The organism is Kribbella sp. NPDC005582 (genome assembly GCF_040605415.1).
Lineage (GTDB): Bacteria > Actinomycetota > Actinomycetes > Propionibacteriales > Kribbellaceae > Kribbella.
Genome location: NZ_JBEXCU010000003.1, coordinates 877,943 through 897,070, shown reverse-complemented (window position 1 = coordinate 897,070; position 19,128 = coordinate 877,943). Strand labels below are relative to the sequence as shown.

The window sequence follows — 19,128 nt, the reverse complement described above, 5'->3', positions numbered from 1 at the left end:
GCGCGGTCCGGCGTACGGGATCAGGCGCGGGCGCTGGCCAGCGCGTCCTCGAGCCGGGTCTGGCTCGGGGCGAAGACGCTGATCCCGCGCTCGCCGACCAGGTAGATCTGGTTGGCGTAGCCCGGCGGGATGAACAGCAGGAACTCGTCCTGCTCGCGCACGTCCCAGCCGGCCAGGTCATCCGGCGTCGCCGCCAGCTCGGGGTCGTCCGGCGTCTGCGCGGTCAGCCACTCGGCCAGTCGCGTCCGGGCCTCGAGCCACGGATCGGCGGCTGTCGGCTCAACCGGGGGCGGGGTCTGCTGGGACAGGTCGGATCCGAACTCCTCGGTCATTCGGCCCGGTTCCTTCCACTGCTCGGCGGCGGTTCACTTCCCGGCTCCGGCGGCACGTAGCCGTTGGCCGCTTGCCGCTGTGCGTTGGCGGCCATCTCTTCCTGACCGGCCATGTAGGCCTTGACCGCGTTCGACGCACCCAGCAGGGAGGCGTTGACCTGGTTCCCGGCCGCCTGCAGCGTCGGGTTCCAGTGCTGCCCGTACTCGCCGATGGCGACCGCGACCACGGTGAAGATGTCCCACTTCAGCGCGACCTGGAGGTTGTTCAGGTTGTCGCCGTACGTCTTGGTCAGGGCGTTGAACGGCTCGGCCGCCGTGGAGGTCTTGGTCAGCACCTCGCTGACGCCCTCGACATTGATGTTCCACTTCGCGTTCACATGCGCTCCTCGGCACAACCGCAGGCCCGGGCGCGCCCGCGAACGGAACGCCCGGGACCCGGTACGACGGTCGGTACGGTCAGCCGTTGATGCCGGAGACGGCGCTGCTGGCCTTGGCGATGGTCTCCGACGCGGTGCCGTCGTTGGCCTTCATGACGCCTTCGAGCGACTTGATCAGGCCCATCGTCGCGTCGGCGGCCTTGTTGAACCGGGCCTCGACCTGGCGGTACTCGTCGGTGACCTTGGTCGCCGACGCGTCCGCGAGCGCCGCCGCGACATTCTTGCGGTGGCCCTCGATCAGGGTCTGGATCTGCGCGGCCAGGCCGGAGAGATTCGACTGGACCTGCCCGGAGGCGCCGCTGTCGTAGGCGTTCGTGTTACCCATGCTTGCTCTCTCCCCGCTCTCAGTGCTTACCGAACTTGGCCGCGTCGAAGTCCGCGGCGCCCTGGGCCTTCTTCGCGTTCTGCGCGAGGTTCTGCTCACCCTCACGGAACGCGGCGTCCATCCCGGACTGACCCTTGTTGATCGCCGCGAGTCCGGCGTTCAGGTCGGCGGCGATGCCGTCGACGTTCTGCTTGAAGTTGTCGAACATCTGCTTGCCGGCGCCGCTCATCTGGCCTTCCAGCGGCTGTGCCGCCGCGACCAGGCGCTTCACCAGACCACCGAGGTCCTGGGTGTTGCCGCCCGTCTTCTTGGCCAGGTCACTCAGGGTGTCCGAGCCCATCTTCCAACGGTTTCCGTCGCCCACTGCATCTCCTTCGATCGAGGTTCGCGCCGCACCGTCACGATAGACGGAGACCCGGGTCATCCGGTTCCCCCCGGCCGAACTGTTGGCCACGGCAACTATCCGCCAACGCGAACGACCCGCCCGGAGCAGCTCCGGACGGGTCGCGGGGTCACCGGCCAGGCGTCAGCCGGCGGCGCGCTTCCGGGCCGCGGTCTTCTTGGCCGGGGCCTTCTTCGCCGCGGTCTTCGTGGCGGTCTTCACCGCCGTTGCCTTGGTTGCCGCCGCGGTCTTCTTGGCAGCAACCGGCTTGGCGGCACCTGTCTTCGCCGCCACCTTCTTCGCCGCCACCTTCTTCGCCGCGGTCTTCTTGGCCGGGAGGGCCTTCGCTGCCGCGGCCTGCACCTTGGCGCTGGGCTTGGCGGCGCGGCCCGCCAGGATCTCGCGCAGGAACTCGCCGGTGTAGGACTCGGGCGTCGCCGCGACCTCCTCCGGTGTTCCCTGGGCGACCAGCGTGCCGCCGCGACGGCCGCCGTCCGGACCGAGGTCGATGATCCAGTCGGCGGTCTTGATCACGTCGAGGTTGTGCTCGATGACCAGCACCGAGTTGCCCTTGTCGACCAGGCCGTTGAGCACGCCGAGCAGCTTGCGAATGTCCTCGAAGTGCAGACCGGTCGTCGGCTCGTCCAGCACGTAGACCGTGCGGCCGGTCGAGCGGCGCTGCAGCTCGGAGGCCAGCTTGACCCGCTGCGCCTCACCACCGGACAGGGTCGGGGCCGGCTGCCCGAGCCGGACGTAGCCCAGGCCGACCTCGACCAGCGTGGTCAGGTGCCGCGAGATCGCCGGGATCGCGGCGAAGAACTCCGCCGCCTCTTCGATCGGCATGTCCAGCACGTCCGCGACCGTCTTGCCCTTGTAGTGCACCTCGAGCGTCTCGCGGTTGTAGCGCGCGCCGTGACACACCTCGCACGGGACGTAGACGTCCGGCAGGAAGTTCATCTCGATCTTCAGCGTGCCGTCACCGGAGCAGGCCTCGCAGCGGCCGCCCTTCACGTTGAACGAGAACCGGCCCTGCAGGTAGCCGCGAACCTTCGCCTCCGGCGTCTCCGCGAACAGCTTGCGGACGTGGTCCCAGACTCCCGTGTACGTCGCCGGGTTCGACCGCGGGGTCCGCCCGATCGGTGACTGGTCGACGTGGATGACCTTGTCGACCTGGTCCATCCCGGAGATCTTCGTGTGCCGGCCGGGCACCGTGCGGGCGCCGTAGATCTGGCGGGCCAGCGACGTGTAGAGGATGTCGTTCACCAGCGTCGACTTGCCCGAGCCCGACACACCGGTGACCGCGACGAAGACCCCGAGCGGGATCGTCACGTCGAGATCCTGCAGGTTGTTCTGGCGAGCGCCGTACACCGTGAGCTCGCGGCCCTCGGTGAGCGGCCGGCGGACCGCGGGGATCGGGATCTCCTTGCGGCCGGACACATAGGCGCCGGTGATCGAGTCCGGGTGGTTGCGCAGGTCCTCGACCGTGCCGGAGACGACGACCTGACCGCCGTGCTCCCCCGCGCCCGGGCCGATGTCGACGACCCAGTCGGCGTGGTCGATCGTGTCCTCGTCGTGCTCGACGACGATCAGCGTGTTGCCCAGCTCCTTGAGCCGGACCAGGGTGTCGATCAGCCGCCGGTTGTCGCGCTGGTGCAGACCGATCGACGGCTCGTCGAGGACATACAGGACGCCGACCAGGCCGGAGCCGATCTGGGTCGCGAGCCGGATCCGCTGCGCCTCACCGCCGGACAGCGATCCCGCCGGCCGGCTCAGCGCCAGGTAGTCCAGACCGACGTCGAGCAGGAACCGCAGCCGCTCGCCAATCTCCTTCACCACCCGCTCGGCGATCTGCTTCTCGCGCGGCGACAGCTCCATCCCGCGCAGGAAGTCGTGCACCTCGTCGATCGACATCGCGCTGACCTCGGCGATGTTCTTGCCGCCGAGGGTGACCGCCAGCGAGATCGGCTTCAGCCGGGCGCCGTTGCAGGCCAGGCACGGCACCTCGCGCATGTACTCCTCGAAGCGCTCCCGGCCGGTCTCGCTGGACGCCTCGGCGTGCCGGCGCTCGACGTACGGGATGACGCCTTCGAAGGTCGTGTAGTAGGAGCGCTCACGCCCGTACCGGTTCTGGTAGGAGACGTGCACCTGCTTGTCGTGCCCGGTCAGGAGCGACTTCTTCGCCTTTGCCGGCAGCTCGGCGAACGGTGTACTGGTCTTGATCTTGAGGTCCTTGGCCAGGGCCGCGAGCAGACGCTCGAAGTACTGCGAGACGTTCGCCCCGGACCAGGGCTGGATGGCACCCTCGTCGAGCGACTTCTCCGGGTCGGGGACCAGCAGCTCCGGGTCCACCTCCATCCGGGTGCCGAGACCGGTGCAGACCGGGCAGGCGCCGTACGGCGAGTTGAACGAGAACGACCGCGGTTCGAGCTCGTCGATCGCCAGCGGGTGGTCGTTGGGGCAGGCGAGCTTCTCGGAGAACCGGCGCTCGCGGTGCGGGTCCTTCTCGTCCAGGTCGACGAAGTCGAGCAGGACCAGGCCGCCGGCCAGGTTCAGCGCGGTCTCGACCGAGTCGGTCAGCCGCTGCTTGGCCGAGCCCTTCACCGCGAGCCGGTCGACGACCACCTCGATGGTGTGCTTCTTCTGCTTGTCGAGCTTCGGCGGCTCGGTGAGCTGGATGATCTCGCCGTCCACCCGGGCCCGGGAGAAGCCCTGGCCACTGAGCTGGCGGAAGAGATCGAGATACTCCCCCTTGCGGCCGCGGACGACCGGGGCGAGCACCTGGAAGCGGACACCCTCCTCCAGCTCGAGGACGCGGTCGACGATCTGCTGCGGGGTCTGCCGCGCGATCGCCTCGCCGCACTCGGGGCAGTGCGGCCGGCCGGCCCGGGCGAACAGCAGCCGCAGGTAGTCGTAGACCTCGGTGATCGTGCCGACCGTCGAGCGCGGGTTGCGCGAGGTCGACTTCTGATCGATCGAGACGGCCGGTGACAGCCCCTCGATGAAGTCCACGTCGGGTTTGTCCATCTGGCCGAGGAACTGGCGCGCGTACGCCGAGAGCGACTCGACGTAGCGCCGCTGGCCCTCGGCGAAGATCGTGTCGAAGGCCAGGCTGGACTTCCCGGACCCCGACAGCCCGGTGAAGACGATCATCGCGTCCCGGGGCAGGTCGACGGAGACGTCCTTCAGGTTGTGCTCACGTGCTCCGCGCACGATCAGACGGTCAGACACAAGCTCACTCTCAGACGTTCTCGAGGGGATCCGGGGCATGCCCCGATGATGCTAACGAGGCCCACCGACAAAAACTTCCGGCAGCAGATCTCAGGGCCTTCCGGTGCTGAGCGGAGCAACCGTTTCGAAAGTATATTCGATCGGAACCGGCCTTCCGTGCAAATCGGGGCAGTGCGAGGATCGAGTACCCATCGAGATTCCAGGGAGCACCCGTATGCCGCAGTACCAAGGAAACGTCGAGGTCGGCGGGCCCGCCCAGACCCACGAGCTGGCCAAGCTGATGATCACCAAGGTCGCCGTCGGCCCGATGAACAACAACGCCTACCTGCTGCGCTGCCGGCAGACCGACGAGCAGGTCCTGATCGACGCCGCCAACGACGCGAGCACGCTGCTCACCCTGATCGGCGACGGCGGCCTGGCCCGGATCGTCACCACCCACCACCACGGCGACCACTGGCAGGCGCTCGCCGAGGTCGTCGCCCGCACCGGCGCCACCACCGTCGTCGGCCGCTTCGACGCCGAGGGCATCGACGTACCGACCGACCAGCTCGTCGACGAGGGCGACCAGATCTCCGTCGGCGACTGCCGCCTGCGCGTCGTCCACCTGGTCGGCCACACCCCCGGCTCCATCGCCCTCGTGTACGACGACCCCGACGGCGCCCCGCACGTCTTCACCGGCGACTGCCTCTTCCCCGGTGGCGTCGGCAACACCGAGAAGGACCCGGCGCGCTTCGAGTCCCTCCTCAACGACGTCGAGACCAAACTCTTCGGCACCCTCCCCGACGAGACCTGGGTCTACCCCGGCCACGGCGCCGACACCACCCTCGGCACCGAGCGCCCCCACCTCGCCGAATGGCGCGAACGCGGCTGGTGAACTATCACCTGCACCCGCGAGAGACGGCGTACTGCGCCTGGTGCGGCCGTCTCACCGGTCGACGGTCTGCTTGTGGTACGTCGCGAGGTCGCGGATCTCGACGGTTAGTTGGGTGTTGAGGTCCGGGGTGAACTTCACGTGGTCGCGGAGCGTGGTGAGGGTCAGGTCGGCGAGGCGGTCCTTGAGGGCTGCGTCGCGGCCGGGCAGGAGGGCGATGCTGACGTGGACCATGGCGTCGGCGGGGTCGCCGGCGCCGATGACGGCTTCGTCGAGGCGGACGAAGCGGGTTTTGAAGCCGGGGACCGTGCTGCTGATGAGGTCGGCGGCGGCGGGGTGGAGGGCCAGGGCGAAGGCCTGGCGGTCGAAGACTTCGGCCAGGGATTCGGAGTACTCGACGGTGATTTGGGGCATGCGTTCAGTATTGGCCAACCGGCCGACTAGGGCGCCGGCAGGTCGAGCACTTGGGCGATGGCATTGGTGACCGCCGCTTCCCGTCCAGGCAGGTGCTGAGGGGCCCACGCGACTACGAGCGCCAGGAAGTCGGTCAGATCGCGTTCGACTCCGGCGAGCATCCGGGTCAGCTCGGCGTCGGTCAGCTCGATCGTGGGGCTGCCGTCCTGTTCGGCATCGACCGTGAGCAGGATCCCGTCGCCGCGGCGCTCCGCCAGCGGCGACACGGGCGGGTGACCGTAGTGGATCCGGCCGCCGGCGCTGAACAGCCGCCGCCACTCACGCCAGTCTTCCAACCCGTCGCAGCAGCCGGGCACGAACGTCGTACCAGTGGAATCGTCGACGACCCGCAGACCGCCGGCCACCACGGGCAGGTCCGCCGTGAGCATCCCGTAGAGGAAGGCATCGAGGGGATCAGCAGGACGAGCAGCACCCTCGGGACCGTCGTTGTAGTCCACGACGCGCCAGACCGCCGTACCGACTTCGAGCGGTGTGAGTTCGCCGCTGAGCGGGAACCAGTCGTCTGGTCCCGACGCGGCGACCGGCCAGAGATCGAAGCCGTAGGGGCCGGTGAGCTCGAGAACGGGCTGCATGGAGATCACCTGGCGAGTGTGCCGCGCTCGCGTCCCGGACGCCTCCGATTTTCGTGACGCCAAGCACATTCCTGACCGATCGGTTGAAAACTGGCCGATCGGTCAGGATGATGAGAGCGTGACTACACCGGCCCGCGAGCGCACGCGGCACGAGATCGTGCGGCAGGCGATGCGGCTGTTCCAGGACCGGGGGTACGGCGCGGTGTCGTTGCAGGACATCGCGTCGGCGGCCGGTTGTTCGAAGGCGACCGTGCTCTACCACTTCAACGGCAAGCCGGCAGTACTGGCGGCGGTGCTGGAGCCGGCCGGGGCCGATCTGGCTGAGCTGGTCGCTGCGGCGGAGCAGCTGGCGCCGGACGAGGCGCAGGAGTACACGATCGGCCGGTTCACGGAGATGGCCGTCCACTACCGCGGCGTGATCGACGTTTTGCAGGAGCTCATTCCGGTCATCGAGGAGATGCCGGAGTTCGCGCAGCTGGTGGCCGACGGTATCCGGATGCAGCGGTTCATGGCCGGGTCGGACGAGCCGCTGGAGCTGGATCTCGCCGGGTTCGCCATCAACGGGCTGCTCGGTGCGTGCCGGCGCCCCGGTGAGCGGACCGACGACGAGATGCGCCGGCTCTGCGACATCGCCCTGCGCCGCCTGCTCAGACCCAACTGAAACCCGCTCCACCTGATTCACCGGCCTGCCGCGGTACGACGGGCGGCCGGCTTCTGCCCGCACGTCAGAAACGGAAGCCCCAGCGATGGCCAACCTCTTGTACCGGCTCGGCCGGTTCTCCTATCAGCGCCGGCGGCTGGTCGCCGCGATCTGGGCGGTGATCATCGTCGCGCTCGGGGTCGGTGCGCTGGCCCTCGGCGGGTCGACCACGAACACCTTCTCGATCCCCGGCACCGAGTCGCAGCGCGCGCTCGACGCCCTCAAGAGCGACCTGCCGGCCGCCAGCGGCGCGTCGGCGACCGTCGTGGTCAAGGCGCCGGACGGCAAGACGCTGGCCGACCCGGCCGTGAAGGCCGCCGTGGGCGCGACCGTCGCCAAGGCGGCGAAGGTACCCGAGGTGGTCGCGGCCATCGACCCGTTCGCCAGCAAGGCGATCAGTCCGGACGGGCGGACCGGCCTGATCAGCGTCCAGTTCGCGAAGCCGGCCGACGAGCTCAGCAAGGCAAGCACCGAGGGGTACGACGGCCTGTCCGGACTCAGCAACGGTGACCTGCAGGTGGTACCGGGTGGCCAGATCGTGGGCGGTGTGCCGGAGCTCGGTGCGACCGAGGTGATCGGCGTCGTCGTCGCCGCGCTCGTGCTGGTGATCACCTTCGGCTCGCTCGTCGCGGCCGGAATGACGCTGCTGACCGCGCTGCTCGGCGTACTGGCCGGGATGGCCGGGCTGTTCATCGTGACCGCGTTCACCGACGTGTCTTCGACCGGCCCGATCCTGGCGCTGATGCTGGGTCTAGCGGTCGGCATCGACTACGCGTTGTTTATCAGCTCGCGGCACCGCGCCCAGCTGGCGGCGGGGATGGACGCTGAGGAGTCGGTGGCTCGGGCGACCGCGACCGCCGGTTCCGCCGTACTGTTCGCCGGGGCGACCGTTGTGATCGCGCTGGCCGGGTTGTCGGTGGTCGGCGTACCGTTCCTGACCGCGATGGGGATCGCGGCGGCCGCTACTGTCCTAACCGCCGTACTGGTGGCGCTCACGCTCCTGCCCGCGATGCTCGGTTTCGTCGGCAACCGGGTGCTGCCGCGCAAGCTCCGCAAGGCGCCGGCCGAGGTCGCTCCGGCCGAAGGCTTCGGCTTCCGGTGGGGCCGGTTCGTCACCCGCTTCCGTGTTCCGATTGTTGCTGTCGGCATCGTCGGACTGGGCCTGCTGGCGATCCCGGTGAAGGACATGCAGCTCGCTCTCCCGGACGGAGCCTCGGCCGCGGCCGGATCACATCAGCGGGTCGCCTATGACCTCACCGCCGAGGCCTTCGGGCCTGGCGCCAACGGTCCGCTGATCGTCGTTGTGAAGAGCAACGACCCGGCCACCTCGAACGCGGTCGTCGAGCAGATCCTGGCCAAGGCACCGGCCCTGCCGGACGTCATCGCGGCGCAGCCCGCGGCCGCCAGCCCGGACGGCAAGACGCGGCTGCTGCAGGTCATCCCGAAGAGCGGACCCGCTTCCGAGGCGACCACCGACCTCGTGAAGAGCCTGCGCACCACCGTCAAGCCGCTGGCCACCGACGGCGCGACGATCTCGGTCACCGGTAACACCGCGGTCGGCGTCGACGTCTCGCAGAAGCTGACCGACGCACTGCCGATCTATCTCGGCCTCATCGTCGGACTGTCGTTCCTGCTCCTGCTGCTGGCCTTCCGCTCCATCCTGGTCCCGCTGAAGGCGACACTCGGCTTCGTCCTCACGATCGGCGCGACCTTCGGGATCACCGTCGGCGTCTTCCAGGAGGGCCACCTGGCCGGCCTGTTCGGCATCGACAGCCCCGGCCCGATGGTGAGCTTCCTGCCGATCATCATGATGGGCATCCTGTTCGGGCTCGCGATGGACTACGAGGTCTTCATCGTCTCCCGCGTCCGCGAGGAGTTCGTGCACGGCAAGGCCGCCACCCCCGCCACCGTCGAAGGCCTCGGCCACGGCGCCCGCGTCGTCACCGCCGCCGCGCTCATCATGGCCTCCGTCTTCGCCGGCTTCATCCTGGTCCACGACCCGGTGATCAAGGCGATCGGCTTCGGCCTCACGATCGGCGTCCTGATCGACGCCTTCATCGTCCGGATGACGCTCGTACCGGCCGTCCTCAGCCTGCTCGGCAAGGCCGCGTGGTGGTTCCCGAAGTGGCTCGACCGGATCACCCCGAACGTCGACATCGAAGGCGAGTCGCTCCGCGTCGAGCCGAAGCCCGACCGGGAGCTGGTCGACGTCCACTGAGTCGATGCGGGGGCGCCTCAGTGCAACAGGCTCGAGGCGTCCCCCACCCGGTACGGCGCGTAGCTCTCGGCGGAGATGGATTTCCGCCCGGCCACCACCGAACTCGGTATGAGGTAGATGCTGCCGTCGCCCAGCAGGATGAAGAACAGATCGATGGTGTCCGGGTCGTACGGCATCTTGCTCGCGGATTTGTCGAGCATGTAGGGACGGCGCCCGATGCCCACGCCCCAGTACCCCTTGCTGTTGCGCGCGGCACATGTCTTGACCTGGACGCGCTGGACACCTTTGCTCGTGGTGACCAGCAGGTCGTACTCCTGGGGCTCGATCGGCAACGCCACGGCGCAGCCGCGCAGCGTGAACCAGGCCATGGCGACCGATGACGCTGCATACCGCAGGGCCTCCAACCGAGCCGGCTCATTGAACAGCTCCGCGTCGGAAGCCGGTTCTCGGGGCGCCGTGAAGTGCGTGAAGTTCAGACCCAACCGGACCGCGTGTCCCTTGATGCGTGTCCGACTCGAACGGTCGTCAGTGATGTCGAGCGCCTGTAGCACGTCGGCCCAACAACTTGCCGACGGCACCGCTTGCCGCAACTGGCGATCGGACCACAGCCGTTGTCCTGTGAAGTGAGCCGAGTCCAGCCCGAGCCGGGCCGCGTGCCGCTTCAGGGTCCTGATCACACCTGCTGACGTGTCTTTCAGATCTAGCGCACGTGCGACAGCTCGCCAGGAGTGATTGTTCTTGATGGCCGAGCAAAGGTCGTCGTCCGTCCACCTGCGTCGATCCCCCAGAGTGTTCATGGGGAGAATGTAAAGAGGGGCACCGACAGAATCGGTGCCCCTCTCGTGGGGGTCGGGCCGACAGGATTTGAACCTGCGATCTTTCGGCCCCCAGCCGAACGCGTTACCAAACTACGCCACGGCCCGATGCTCGCTCCGAAGAACCGAGCAGGAAGAACCATACCCCATGTCGAGGGGTGCCTATGAACGGGGTGGGAGGGTGATGGTTCGGGACCAGACGGCTGCTGTGGAGGGTTTGTTGACGGACCAGTTGGCGCCTCGGTCGCCGAAGGCGAGGAGCGTGGTGGAGCTGGTGGCGACGAGGCTGCCGTTGGCGCTGTTGCGGTAGTCGACGTAGGTGGGTGGGGACCAGGTGCGGCCGCTGCCGTCGTCGGAGATCATGACGGACTGGCCGGGGCGGCCGTAGTAGAGCACGAGTCGGTTGTCGGGCATCAGGACCATGCTCGGGTAGACGCCGATGGTGGATACGCCGTCGGACGACTTCAGGACGGTGGGGGCCGACCAGGTGCGGCCGTTGTCGGTGGAGCGGGCGACGTACATGTTCAGGTACCAGCCGGTGCGCATGACGGCCAGCAGGGAGCCGTCGGCGACGCGCTGGATGCCGGCTTCGCAGAAGCCTTCTCCGGGCTGGGTGCCGTTGTAGGCGACGGTGCCCTGGGTCGACCAGTTCAGGCCCCCGTCGGTGGAGCGCAGGATGAGCTGGCGGTAGCGGGTGTCGCCGTCGTAGTACCCGTACGCCGACAGGTACATGGTGCCGTCCGGATCCTCGACGACGCTGTGGACGAGGACGAAGCCGCCCATCGTGCGGCCGGGTCTACTGCTGGTGGAGCTGATCGGCTTCATCAATACCGGCGTGGTCATCGCGCCGACGCGTACCGGGTCCCAGGTCTTGCCGCCGTCGTGTGAGAGCTTGGTTTCCACGTCGGCGCTGCGGTTCCCGGTCCGCATATACGTGTGCTACGAGAGCGCCAGTACGTCGCCGTTCCGCAGTGTGGTCAGGTTGTAGGACTGCTCGTTCGGCATCGGGTTGCGCGCGTCCTCGCGACGCCAACTGCTCCCCTGGTCGGCAGACGTGGCGAAGCGCGTGCCGGTGCTATTGGTCGCGTCCGCGTGGGCGGCATACGTCACGAGGGTCTCGGTACCGGTGTTCGTCGACGCGTGCGGCATCTGCAGCAGCGACCCGTCCGCCTGCTCGATCGTGACGGGATCTCCGACGGAGAGCGCTCCCGGCGGCTGTACGGCGGGAGCCGCCAGCCCGGTGATGTCGTCGATGAACACCTCGTCCCCGGCCGGCGCGGTGCCGTTGCTGGACAGGTCGAAGCCGGTGATGTCAGTGACCCGCCGCATCCCCCACGGCCCACCGGCTAACTGCCGCACACCGTTCACGGTCAGCTGGACCTCTTCCTGGTCAGCCGCCACCCGCACGCCCAACTGGTTCCACGCCCCGACCTGTACGGCGCCCGGCGGGCTCACGGTCGTCCACGCAGCACCGTCGTACCAGCGCAGGCTGCCGTCGGACTGGATCGCGAGATGGAAGACGACCTGCTGCTCGGTCTGCCCCTCGAAGTGACCGCGGAGCGACACCAGGAAGCCGTTCGCCAGTGCGAGCGGATAGGCGGCAAACGTGAGATCGATCCCCCGCTGCGGAACCGCTGGGCAGGAAATCACCGTCTGCCGGTCGGTGGCCCGATCGTTCAACCGCAGCGAGCGAGCGCCGGTGTTCCCGCGCAATGCGCTCACGACAGCGGGAGCCTTGCCCTCGGGTGTCACGCAACCAGCCGGTACGGCGTCGACCGCCTCGGACTCGAAGCCGCGGCCGGCCGTGGTGCGCACGTCGTCGACGAAGACCCGATCACCCTGCGGCACCGTGCCGTTGCTGGCGAACTGGTAGCTGCTCAGCTCAAGGACGCCCGCCGTGCCGGCCCGCCCCACGGAACCAACCGACTGGTCCCCCACAAACACCTGCGCCGACTGGCTTCCGGCCTCGACCCGAATGTTGCTCCAGGCCCCTATTGGAACCGTCCCGGCCGACGCGAACGGCGTCCACCGCGCACCGTCGTACCACTGGATCGCGCCGCTCGGCAGCACGTTCAGGTGGTAGATCGTCCCGAGTGCACCTCCTTGCCAGCGGCCCTGCAGGCTGACCAGGAAGCCGTTCGGCAGACTCGCCGGATAGACCGCGAACGACAGCGACGTACTCGGCGCCGGATCGAGCGGACACACGACCACGGTGTGCGAGGTCGTGGACGCGTCGTTCACGAGCAGAGAGCGCTCACTGCCCTGAGCGCCGCGTTCTGAGCGGACGACCGCGGCGCCTTTTCCGGCGGGCGTCGTACAGCCGGACGGCACACCGCCGACCGGCTCCACCTCGTAGCTGCGGACGACGCCGACCGCGTCGGCAGCAGCCGATGAAGACGGCAGGACGACGAGCGGCGCGGCTACGAGGGCAAGGGCGAGCGCAAGCTTCTGCATGGGCGGCCTCCGAGGAGCGTGTCGACGACACGCAGCCTGCCGGAGGCTCTACCCGCCCGCCAGCCGTTCGAGACCGATCAAATGGTCTTAGTTCTTCTTCTGCTTCTTCCGGGCCCGGATCTGGACGTGCACCGGGCTACCGACGAAGCCGAAGTCCTCCCGCAGCCGCCGCTCGATGAACCGCTGGTACGACGGCTCGATCGCCCCGGAAGTGAAGATCGCGAAGGTCGGCGGCATCGTGGTCGCCTGGGTGCCGAACAGGATCTTCGGCTGCTTGCCGGACCGCACCGGGTGCGGGTGCGCCGCGACCAGGCGGCCGAGGAACGCGTTCAGCTGGCCGGTCGGGACCCGGGTCTGCCAGCCCTCGAGCGCCGCCTCGATCGCCGGGACCAGCTTCTCCATGTGCCGCCCGGTCAGCGCGCTGATGTTCACCCGCGGCGCCCAGCGGAACTGGACCAGGTCCCGGTCGATCTCCTTCTCCAGGTAGTACCGCCGGTCCTCGTCGACCAGGTCCCACTTGTTGTAGGCGATCACGAGGGCCTTGCCGGCCTCCTCGACCGCGTTCATGATCCGGATGTCCTGCTCGGTCATCGGCAGCGAGGCGTCCACGACCACGACGACGACCTCGGCCCGCTCGATCGCGGCGTTGGTCCGCAGCGAGGCGTAGTACTCGTGGCCCTGGACGTTCTTCACCTTGCGCCGGATGCCGGCGGTGTCGATGAACCGCCACTCCTTGCCGACCAGCGTGATCAGCTCGTCGACCGGGTCGACCGTGGTGCCGGCGATATCGCTGACGACGACCCGGTCCTCCTTGGCGACCTTGTTCAGCAGCGAGGACTTGCCGACGTTCGGCTTGCCGACGATCGCGATCCGGCGCGGGCCGCCGGCCTCGGCGTCGCGCTCCGGCGGTGCCTCGGGCAGCGCGGCCAGGACGGCGTCGAGCATGTCACCGGTCCCCCGGCCGTGCATGGCCGAGATCGGGAACGGCTCGCCGATGCCCAGACCCCACAGGTTCATCGCCTCGGACTCGACCCGCTGGTCGTCGACCTTGTTGGCGGCCAGCACGACCGGCTTGCCGGACTTGCGCAGCACCCGGACGACGGCCTCGTCGGCGTCGGTGATGCCGACGGTCGCGTCGACCACGAACAGCACCGCGTCGGCCGCGTTGATCGCGACCTCGGCCTGGGCGGCCACCAGCGCGGCCATCCCGACCGCGTCCGGGTCCCAGCCGCCGGTGTCGACGACGGTGAAGCTCCGGCCGGCCCAGTCGGCGTCGTACGAGACGCGGTCCCGGGTGACACCCGGGGTGTCCTCGACGACGGCCTCGCGGCGGCCGATGATCCGGTTGACCAGCGTGGACTTGCCCACATTCGGCCGGCCGACGATGGCGAGCACGGGCAGCGGACCGGAGTCCTCCGCGTCGTGCGTCGGCTCGGCGTAGTCGTAGCCCGTGGGCAGGTCAGTCATCAGGGTCCTTCTTGTCTGGCGCACCCGGGAGCGGGTGACCGGTGGCTGCGACGGCGGCCTTGATATGGGCACGCAGCATGTCGCCGATCTGGTCGGCCACCGCCCGTACGTCGGCATGCCGCCTAGGAAAGGATACGCGGTCGATCGTGAACGGTTCGCCGTACACCACGTCGACGCGGCTCCCGACCGGTGGAAACCGCTCGATATCGCCACCCGGCAGCCTGGTTCCGAGCAGCGCCACGGGCAGGATCGGCGCCCCGGTCACCATCGCCAGGTACGCCGTACCGAGCCGGATCCGGGTGAAATCTCCCGTACCGCGAGTCCCCTCGGGGTAGATGTTCAGCACCCGGCCGTCGCGCAGGACCTTGATCGACCGGCGGATCGCCAGCGGGTCGTAGGACGTCCGCTCGATCGGAATCTGGCCGATCGCCCGGAGGAACGCGCCCTGCAGCCCGGTGAACGCCTCGATCTTGGCGAGCTGATGCAGCATCCGCGGCGCGATCGCGCCCAGCAACGGCCCGTCGAGCAGGCTCAGGTGGTTCGGCGTCATCAGGACCGGCCCGGTCCGCGGGAACAGTTCCTCGTGGTACACCCGCAGGTCGTACTTCCGCGCGAAATACCGGCTCGCCACCGCCCGCACCGGCACCGCCAGCCGGTACGGCAGCCGCGGCAGATCGTCAGTGAGCGGAAGCTCCCGTTGCCCGGTCAGTTCGGCTGTCACCCGATAGAGGCCTCCTTGGCGAGTCGGCTGATCACGTCGATGACCTCCTCCAGGGACAGATCGGTGGAGTCGATCGTGACCGCGCCGTCGGAGGCGACCAGGAACTCGGAGACGGTGGAGTCGTCGGCGTCGCGCCGGACGATCTGGTCGCGCAGCTGCTCGGCGGTGATCGAGCCGGCGCCCAGTTCGGCGCCGCGGCGGGCCATCCGGGCCTCCTGGTCCGCGGTCAGGTGCACCTTCAGCTCGGCGTCGGTGGCGACGACGGTCGCGATGTCGCGGCCCTCGACCACGATCCCGCCGGTCGGCTGGGCGTCGTCGATGATCTCGCGCTGCCGCCGGACCAGCTCCTTGCGCACGTCCAGGTTGGTCGCGATCTTGCTCACCCGCTCACTGATCCGCGGCTCCCGGATCGCGGCGGTGATGTCGGTCCCGTCCGCGATCACGAACTGGTTCAGCGGGTCCGTGCTCAGCTCGAGCCGCAGCTCCCGCGCCCGCTGCGCGACCGCCGCGGTGTCGTCCAGATCCAGCCCGTGCTCGATCGCGGACCACGTCACCGCCCGGTACGTCGCGCCCGTGTCCAGGAACCGCAGTCCCAGCCGGTCGGCCACGCCCCGAGCGGTACTCGACTTACCGGACCCGCTCGGCCCGTCCACAGCGATGATCATGGACCGAGAATATCCGCGCGACCGCTCACCGCGTCCCCTCGCCCTGCCCCAGAGCTGGTTTCTCCCACCGCGCCGCGTCCATTGGAGCGGATATCCGGTCTTGTTGCGGGGAGGGGTCAGCGGTGGACGACCCAGCCTCGGTCGGTGAGGGTGGCGACGAGCTGGTCGTCGGAGCCTGGTTTGACCAGGAGCTCGACCTCACCGACAGGACGGCCGGGGCTGTGGTCGATGCGGAGGTCTTCGACGTTGGCGCCGGAGGCGGCGGCGTCGTTGAAGAGGCGCGCAAGCTGGCCCGGGCGGTCGGGGATGGTGACCAGAACGCTGACCAGGTCGATGTGCGGCGTGCCGTGCTTGCCGGGGACGCGGATGGCACCGGAAACGCCGCGAGCGAGCACCGAGGTCAGTTCGTCACCGGCCTCATCCTTGCTGAGGGCAACCAGTACGCGGTCGAGCTCATCGCGGATCTGTTCGAGCAGGCCGGTCAGCGCGGCCGAGTTGGCCGAGACGATCTGGGTCCACAGGCCGGGGTCGCCGGCCGCGATCCGGGTGACGTCGCGGACGCCTTGGCCGGACAGCTGCAGGTGTGAGTTCGGCGCGTCGACGAGCGTGCCGGCGGCCAGGGATGACATCAGCTGCGGCAGGTGCGAGACCCGCGCGACGGCCAGGTCGTGGTCCTCGACGGACAGCTCGACCGTCCGCGCCCCGCAAGCCTCGGCCAGGCAGCGGACGAGCTCGACCGCTTCAGGTGAGCTCGACGAGTGCGGCGTGATCGCCCAGGTCGCGCCGTCGAACAGGTCGGCGCGCGCGGCGAGCGGCCCGTTGCGCTCCGAGCCCGCCATCGGGTGACTGCCGACGTACCGGGTCAGGTCCGCGGACAGCAGCCGGGCGTCCGTCAGCGGTTTCGACTTCACGCTCGCCGCGTCGGTGACGATCGCGTCGGTCTGCGCGAGCTGCTCCGCGATCACCGACCCGACGTGATCCGGCGGTACGGCGACCACCACCAACTGCGGCTCGATCTGAACAAGTCGCGACCCCGCGCCGATCCGCTCAGCCATCAACGCGTTGTCGGGGTTCGCGTCCACCAGCTCGACGACGACACCCAACCGCGCCAGCGCCAAGCCGATCGACGTACCGATAAGGCCCGCACCAACGACGCGGACGGGACCACGCAATTCGGTCACTGGGCGCCTGTCAGATCGGGACGGAGCGCCGACGCGCCGTGCAGGTAGACGTGCTGGATCTTGTCGCGCGACCGCTCGGTCTCGGTGTGCACCATCATCCGGACGACTCGCGGCAGTGCATGCGGTACGTCGATCTCCTGCATGCACATCAGCGGTACGTCGGTCAGCCCGATCTGGCGGCCGGCCACGGCGGGGAACTCGGCGTGCAGGTCCGGCGTGACGGTGAACAGGATGCTGATCAGATCCGCACTGTCCAGATCGTTCGCCTCCAGGACGGCCTTCACCAGCTCGGCGGACCGCTCGAGCAGGTGCTCGCGCTCGTCCACGTCCAGCTGGGTGGCTCCCCGGATCGCCCGCACCGCCACGTCATCCTCCTCGTCAAGCCGCATTCACGACGTAGACAGCCTAGGCCAGACCGGCCACGGACTGGACAGGCGTCTCGGATTGAGCCTCGGCCGCATCCACCGTCTGCTCCAGCAGCAGCGCGATCGTCATCGGCCCGACCCCGCCCGGCACCGGAGTGATCAGCCGAGCCACCTCGCTCGCCTCCTCGAAGTGCACGTCACCGACGTTGCCTTCGTTGTATCCGGCATCGATCACCACAGCTCCCGGCTTCAGCCAGTCGCCCCGGACGAAGTTCGCCTTGCCGACCGCGGCGACCACGATGTCCGCGGTCCGGACGATGTCGGCCAGCCCGACGGTCCGCGAATGCGTGTAGGTCACGGTCGCATCTGATGCCAGCAGCAACATTCCGGCCGGCTTGCCGAGGATCGGGCTGCGGCCGATCACGACCGCGTGCGCTCCGGACAGCGGTACGTCGTACGCCTCGAGCAGCCGCATGATCCCGCCCGGCGTACAGGACCGGAAGCCGGGCTCGCCGAACGCCATCGCCGCGAACGCGTGCATGGTGACGCCGTCGACGTCCTTGGCCGGGTCGATCGCCTCGAACGCCGCGCGCTCGTCGATGTGGCTCGGCACCGGATGCTGCAGCAGAATGCCGTGCACCTCGGGATCGGTGGAGAGCTTGGTCAGCTCGGCCACCAGCTCCTCGGTCGTCGTCGAGGCCGGCAGCACGACACTGCGCGAGCCGATCCCGGCCTTCTTGCTGCGGTTCTGCTTCATCCGCACGTACGTCGCGGAGGCCGGATCGTCACCGACCAGCACCGTGGCCAGGCACGGCTGGACGCCGGTCGACTCCCGCAGCTTCTCGGCGCGGACGGCGGCGTTCGCCACCATCTCGGCGGCGAGATCGGTTCCGATCATCAGGTCGGCGGTCATGGGCGCACTCCTTCGGGCGAGGGATCAAGTGCCCAGGCGCGCGGCGAAGCCGGATCTCCGGCGGGCCGCTCCCCGGTGGTACTCCACCTCAACGCCAGTCGCGGACCTGCGGCCAGCTTACCTTTCCCCCGCGTCGGCTCCCGCCTCGCTACCGCTCGCAGGCTGCCGCCTCCGTGGTGCGCAGGGCCGGGTGGTGGGTGTGGTTCTCTCCCCCCGCGTCGGCTCCCGCCTCGCTACCGCTCGGCCCGCCGACGCCCCACCCGCCCGCGTTCACGCGCTACCGCGCTTCAAGTTGCTCGCTACCGCTCGCAGGCTGCCGCCTCCGTGGTGCACGAGGCCGAGTGGCGGGGGTGGTTCCCTCCCCGGCGTCGGCTCGCGCATCGCTAGCGCTCGGCCCGCCGGCGCTATGAGTCGGCGACCGCCTTCAAGAATCTGCTGCGCGAAGACGCCGCCCAGCTCGCCACGGCTGCCGTCCTGGACCACCTTGTGGTCGGTGATCAGTACTCGTCGCGGAGCCTCATCCATTCCATGGTGAGGGTCTGGGGCCAGCCGGCAGGCGAGTCGTCCCAGGTCTCCTGCCGGCCGTACGGACGCGCAGCACCCCGACATACAGCACCCGCGAGCTCAGCCCGCGCAGGCCGGATGCGGGCCGTTCCGCGGGTCGGCTGATTGCGAACGACCGATGCGGCCCGGATGAGGAAACGCCTGCCTTTGCGGACGATTGCGGCCGCTCCGTGGCAGCGATCTACCGTGAAGCGGCAGCACCGCCACATGCACCAACGGCTCCGGCGCGATCGTCAACTTCCCGCAGCACTGCCGCATTCTCCAGCACCACCCACGCGGCAGCCCGCGAGCGGCAGCGAGCACCCGAAGCGCGGCAGCGCGAGAAGGCACCCGCGGCAGCGGGCAGTGGAAGCGGGCAGTGGAAGCGGGCAGTGGAAGCGCGGTAGCGCGTGAGCGGGGGCGGGTGGGGCGCCGGTGGGCCGAGCGGCAGCGAGGCGGAAGCCG

At 69.1% G+C, this 19,128-nt stretch carries 19 protein-coding genes, 1 tRNA gene and 1 riboswitch; of the genes, 3 read left to right on the top strand and 17 right to left on the bottom strand.

Annotation, left to right across the window (positions count from 1 at the left end):
* Window positions 1-20 precede the first annotated feature (20 nt).
* From ABZS29_RS21855 to uvrA, 5 genes are all read right to left on the bottom strand, one after another.
* Complete coding sequence (locus ABZS29_RS21855; protein ID WP_355464104.1) at window positions 21-332, bottom strand: hypothetical protein; 312 nt, start codon at window positions 330-332, stop codon at window positions 21-23.
* Window positions 329-709 carry a DUF6507 family protein gene (locus tag ABZS29_RS21850; RefSeq protein ID WP_355464103.1) on the bottom strand — a complete coding sequence of 127 codons (381 nt, stop codon included), beginning with the start codon at window positions 707-709 and terminating at the stop codon, window positions 329-331. Before ABZS29_RS21850 ends, ABZS29_RS21855 begins: the two co-directional genes overlap by 4 nt.
* 79 nt (window positions 710-788) lie before the next feature.
* Window positions 789-1,094, bottom strand: coding sequence for a hypothetical protein (locus ABZS29_RS21845; RefSeq protein WP_355464102.1), 306 nt, complete (start codon window positions 1,092-1,094; stop codon window positions 789-791).
* A gap of 19 nt (window positions 1,095-1,113) precedes the next feature.
* Entirely contained in the window at window positions 1,114-1,434 is a 321-nt protein-coding gene (locus ABZS29_RS21840; RefSeq protein WP_355464101.1) for a hypothetical protein, read from the bottom strand.
* 186 nt (window positions 1,435-1,620) lie between these two features.
* Window positions 1,621-4,704 carry an excinuclease ABC subunit UvrA gene (gene uvrA / locus ABZS29_RS21835; RefSeq protein WP_355464100.1) on the bottom strand — a complete coding sequence of 1,028 codons (3,084 nt, stop codon included), beginning with the start codon at window positions 4,702-4,704 and terminating at the stop codon, window positions 1,621-1,623.
* 214 nt (window positions 4,705-4,918) lie between these two features.
* On the opposite strand from uvrA, the gene ABZS29_RS21830 reads away from it, so the two are divergent.
* A complete protein-coding gene (locus tag ABZS29_RS21830) occupies window positions 4,919-5,578 on the top strand; it encodes an MBL fold metallo-hydrolase (protein WP_355464099.1) in 660 nt (219 codons plus the stop codon).
* A gap of 51 nt (window positions 5,579-5,629) precedes the next feature.
* Here ABZS29_RS21830 and ABZS29_RS21825 read toward each other — a convergent pair whose 3' ends face one another.
* Window positions 5,630-5,989, bottom strand: coding sequence for a hypothetical protein (locus ABZS29_RS21825; RefSeq protein ID WP_355464098.1), 360 nt, complete (start codon window positions 5,987-5,989; stop codon window positions 5,630-5,632).
* 26 nt (window positions 5,990-6,015) lie between these two features.
* Window positions 6,016-6,621, bottom strand: a complete 606-nt coding sequence (locus ABZS29_RS21820; protein ID WP_355464097.1) for a hypothetical protein — start codon at window positions 6,619-6,621, stop codon at window positions 6,016-6,018.
* A gap of 118 nt (window positions 6,622-6,739) precedes the next feature.
* On the opposite strand from ABZS29_RS21820, the gene ABZS29_RS21815 reads away from it, so the two are divergent.
* Both ABZS29_RS21815 and ABZS29_RS21810 read left to right on the top strand, forming a co-directional pair.
* Window positions 6,740-7,282 carry a helix-turn-helix domain-containing protein gene (locus ABZS29_RS21815; RefSeq protein WP_355464096.1) on the top strand — a complete coding sequence of 181 codons (543 nt, stop codon included), beginning with the start codon at window positions 6,740-6,742 and terminating at the stop codon, window positions 7,280-7,282.
* Window positions 7,283-7,367: 85 nt separating this feature from the next.
* On the top strand, window positions 7,368-9,539 hold the full coding sequence (locus ABZS29_RS21810) for an MMPL family transporter (RefSeq protein WP_355464095.1): 2,172 nt from the start codon (window positions 7,368-7,370) through the stop codon (window positions 9,537-9,539).
* Window positions 9,540-9,556: 17 nt separating this feature from the next.
* Here the strand turns inward: ABZS29_RS21810 and ABZS29_RS21805 are convergent, their stop codons facing one another.
* The 10 genes from ABZS29_RS21805 to ABZS29_RS21760 form a co-directional block, all read right to left on the bottom strand.
* Entirely contained in the window at window positions 9,557-10,129 is a 573-nt protein-coding gene (locus ABZS29_RS21805) for a group I intron-associated PD-(D/E)XK endonuclease (protein WP_355464094.1), read from the bottom strand.
* Window positions 10,130-10,388: 259 nt separating this feature from the next.
* A tRNA-Pro gene (locus ABZS29_RS21800) sits at window positions 10,389-10,462 on the bottom strand.
* Window positions 10,463-10,516: 54 nt separating this feature from the next.
* Entirely contained in the window at window positions 10,517-11,284 is a 768-nt protein-coding gene (locus ABZS29_RS21795) for a sialidase family protein (protein WP_355464093.1), read from the bottom strand.
* Window positions 11,285-11,293: 9 nt separating this feature from the next.
* Window positions 11,294-12,808 carry a hypothetical protein gene (locus ABZS29_RS21790; protein WP_355464092.1) on the bottom strand — a complete coding sequence of 505 codons (1,515 nt, stop codon included), beginning with the start codon at window positions 12,806-12,808 and terminating at the stop codon, window positions 11,294-11,296.
* Window positions 12,809-12,895: 87 nt separating this feature from the next.
* Window positions 12,896-14,275: a ribosome biogenesis GTPase Der gene (gene der, locus ABZS29_RS21785; RefSeq protein ID WP_355464091.1), complete on the bottom strand. Its 1,380-nt coding sequence runs from the start codon at window positions 14,273-14,275 to the stop codon at window positions 12,896-12,898.
* Window positions 14,268-14,996 carry a lysophospholipid acyltransferase family protein gene (locus ABZS29_RS21780; protein WP_355464090.1) on the bottom strand — a complete coding sequence of 243 codons (729 nt, stop codon included), beginning with the start codon at window positions 14,994-14,996 and terminating at the stop codon, window positions 14,268-14,270. Before ABZS29_RS21780 ends, der begins: the two co-directional genes overlap by 8 nt.
* Window positions 14,993-15,661, bottom strand: a complete 669-nt coding sequence (cmk, locus tag ABZS29_RS21775) for a (d)CMP kinase (RefSeq protein ID WP_355464089.1) — start codon at window positions 15,659-15,661, stop codon at window positions 14,993-14,995. The genes ABZS29_RS21780 and cmk overlap by 4 nt, the downstream gene beginning before the upstream one ends.
* Window positions 15,662-15,777: 116 nt before the next feature.
* A complete protein-coding gene (locus tag ABZS29_RS21770; protein ID WP_355464088.1) occupies window positions 15,778-16,842 on the bottom strand; it encodes a prephenate dehydrogenase in 1,065 nt (354 codons plus the stop codon).
* The gene (gene aroH / locus ABZS29_RS21765; RefSeq protein WP_355464087.1) at window positions 16,839-17,231 is read right to left on the bottom strand and encodes a chorismate mutase; all 393 of its coding nucleotides are present in this window, start codon (window positions 17,229-17,231) and stop codon (window positions 16,839-16,841) included. Before aroH ends, ABZS29_RS21770 begins: the two co-directional genes overlap by 4 nt.
* Window positions 17,232-17,247: 16 nt before the next feature.
* Window positions 17,248-18,120 carry a bifunctional 5,10-methylenetetrahydrofolate dehydrogenase/5,10-methenyltetrahydrofolate cyclohydrolase gene (locus ABZS29_RS21760; protein WP_355464086.1) on the bottom strand — a complete coding sequence of 291 codons (873 nt, stop codon included), beginning with the start codon at window positions 18,118-18,120 and terminating at the stop codon, window positions 17,248-17,250.
* A gap of 23 nt (window positions 18,121-18,143) precedes the next feature.
* Window positions 18,144-18,232, bottom strand: a riboswitch (ZMP/ZTP riboswitch).
* Window positions 18,233-19,128 lie beyond the last annotated feature (896 nt).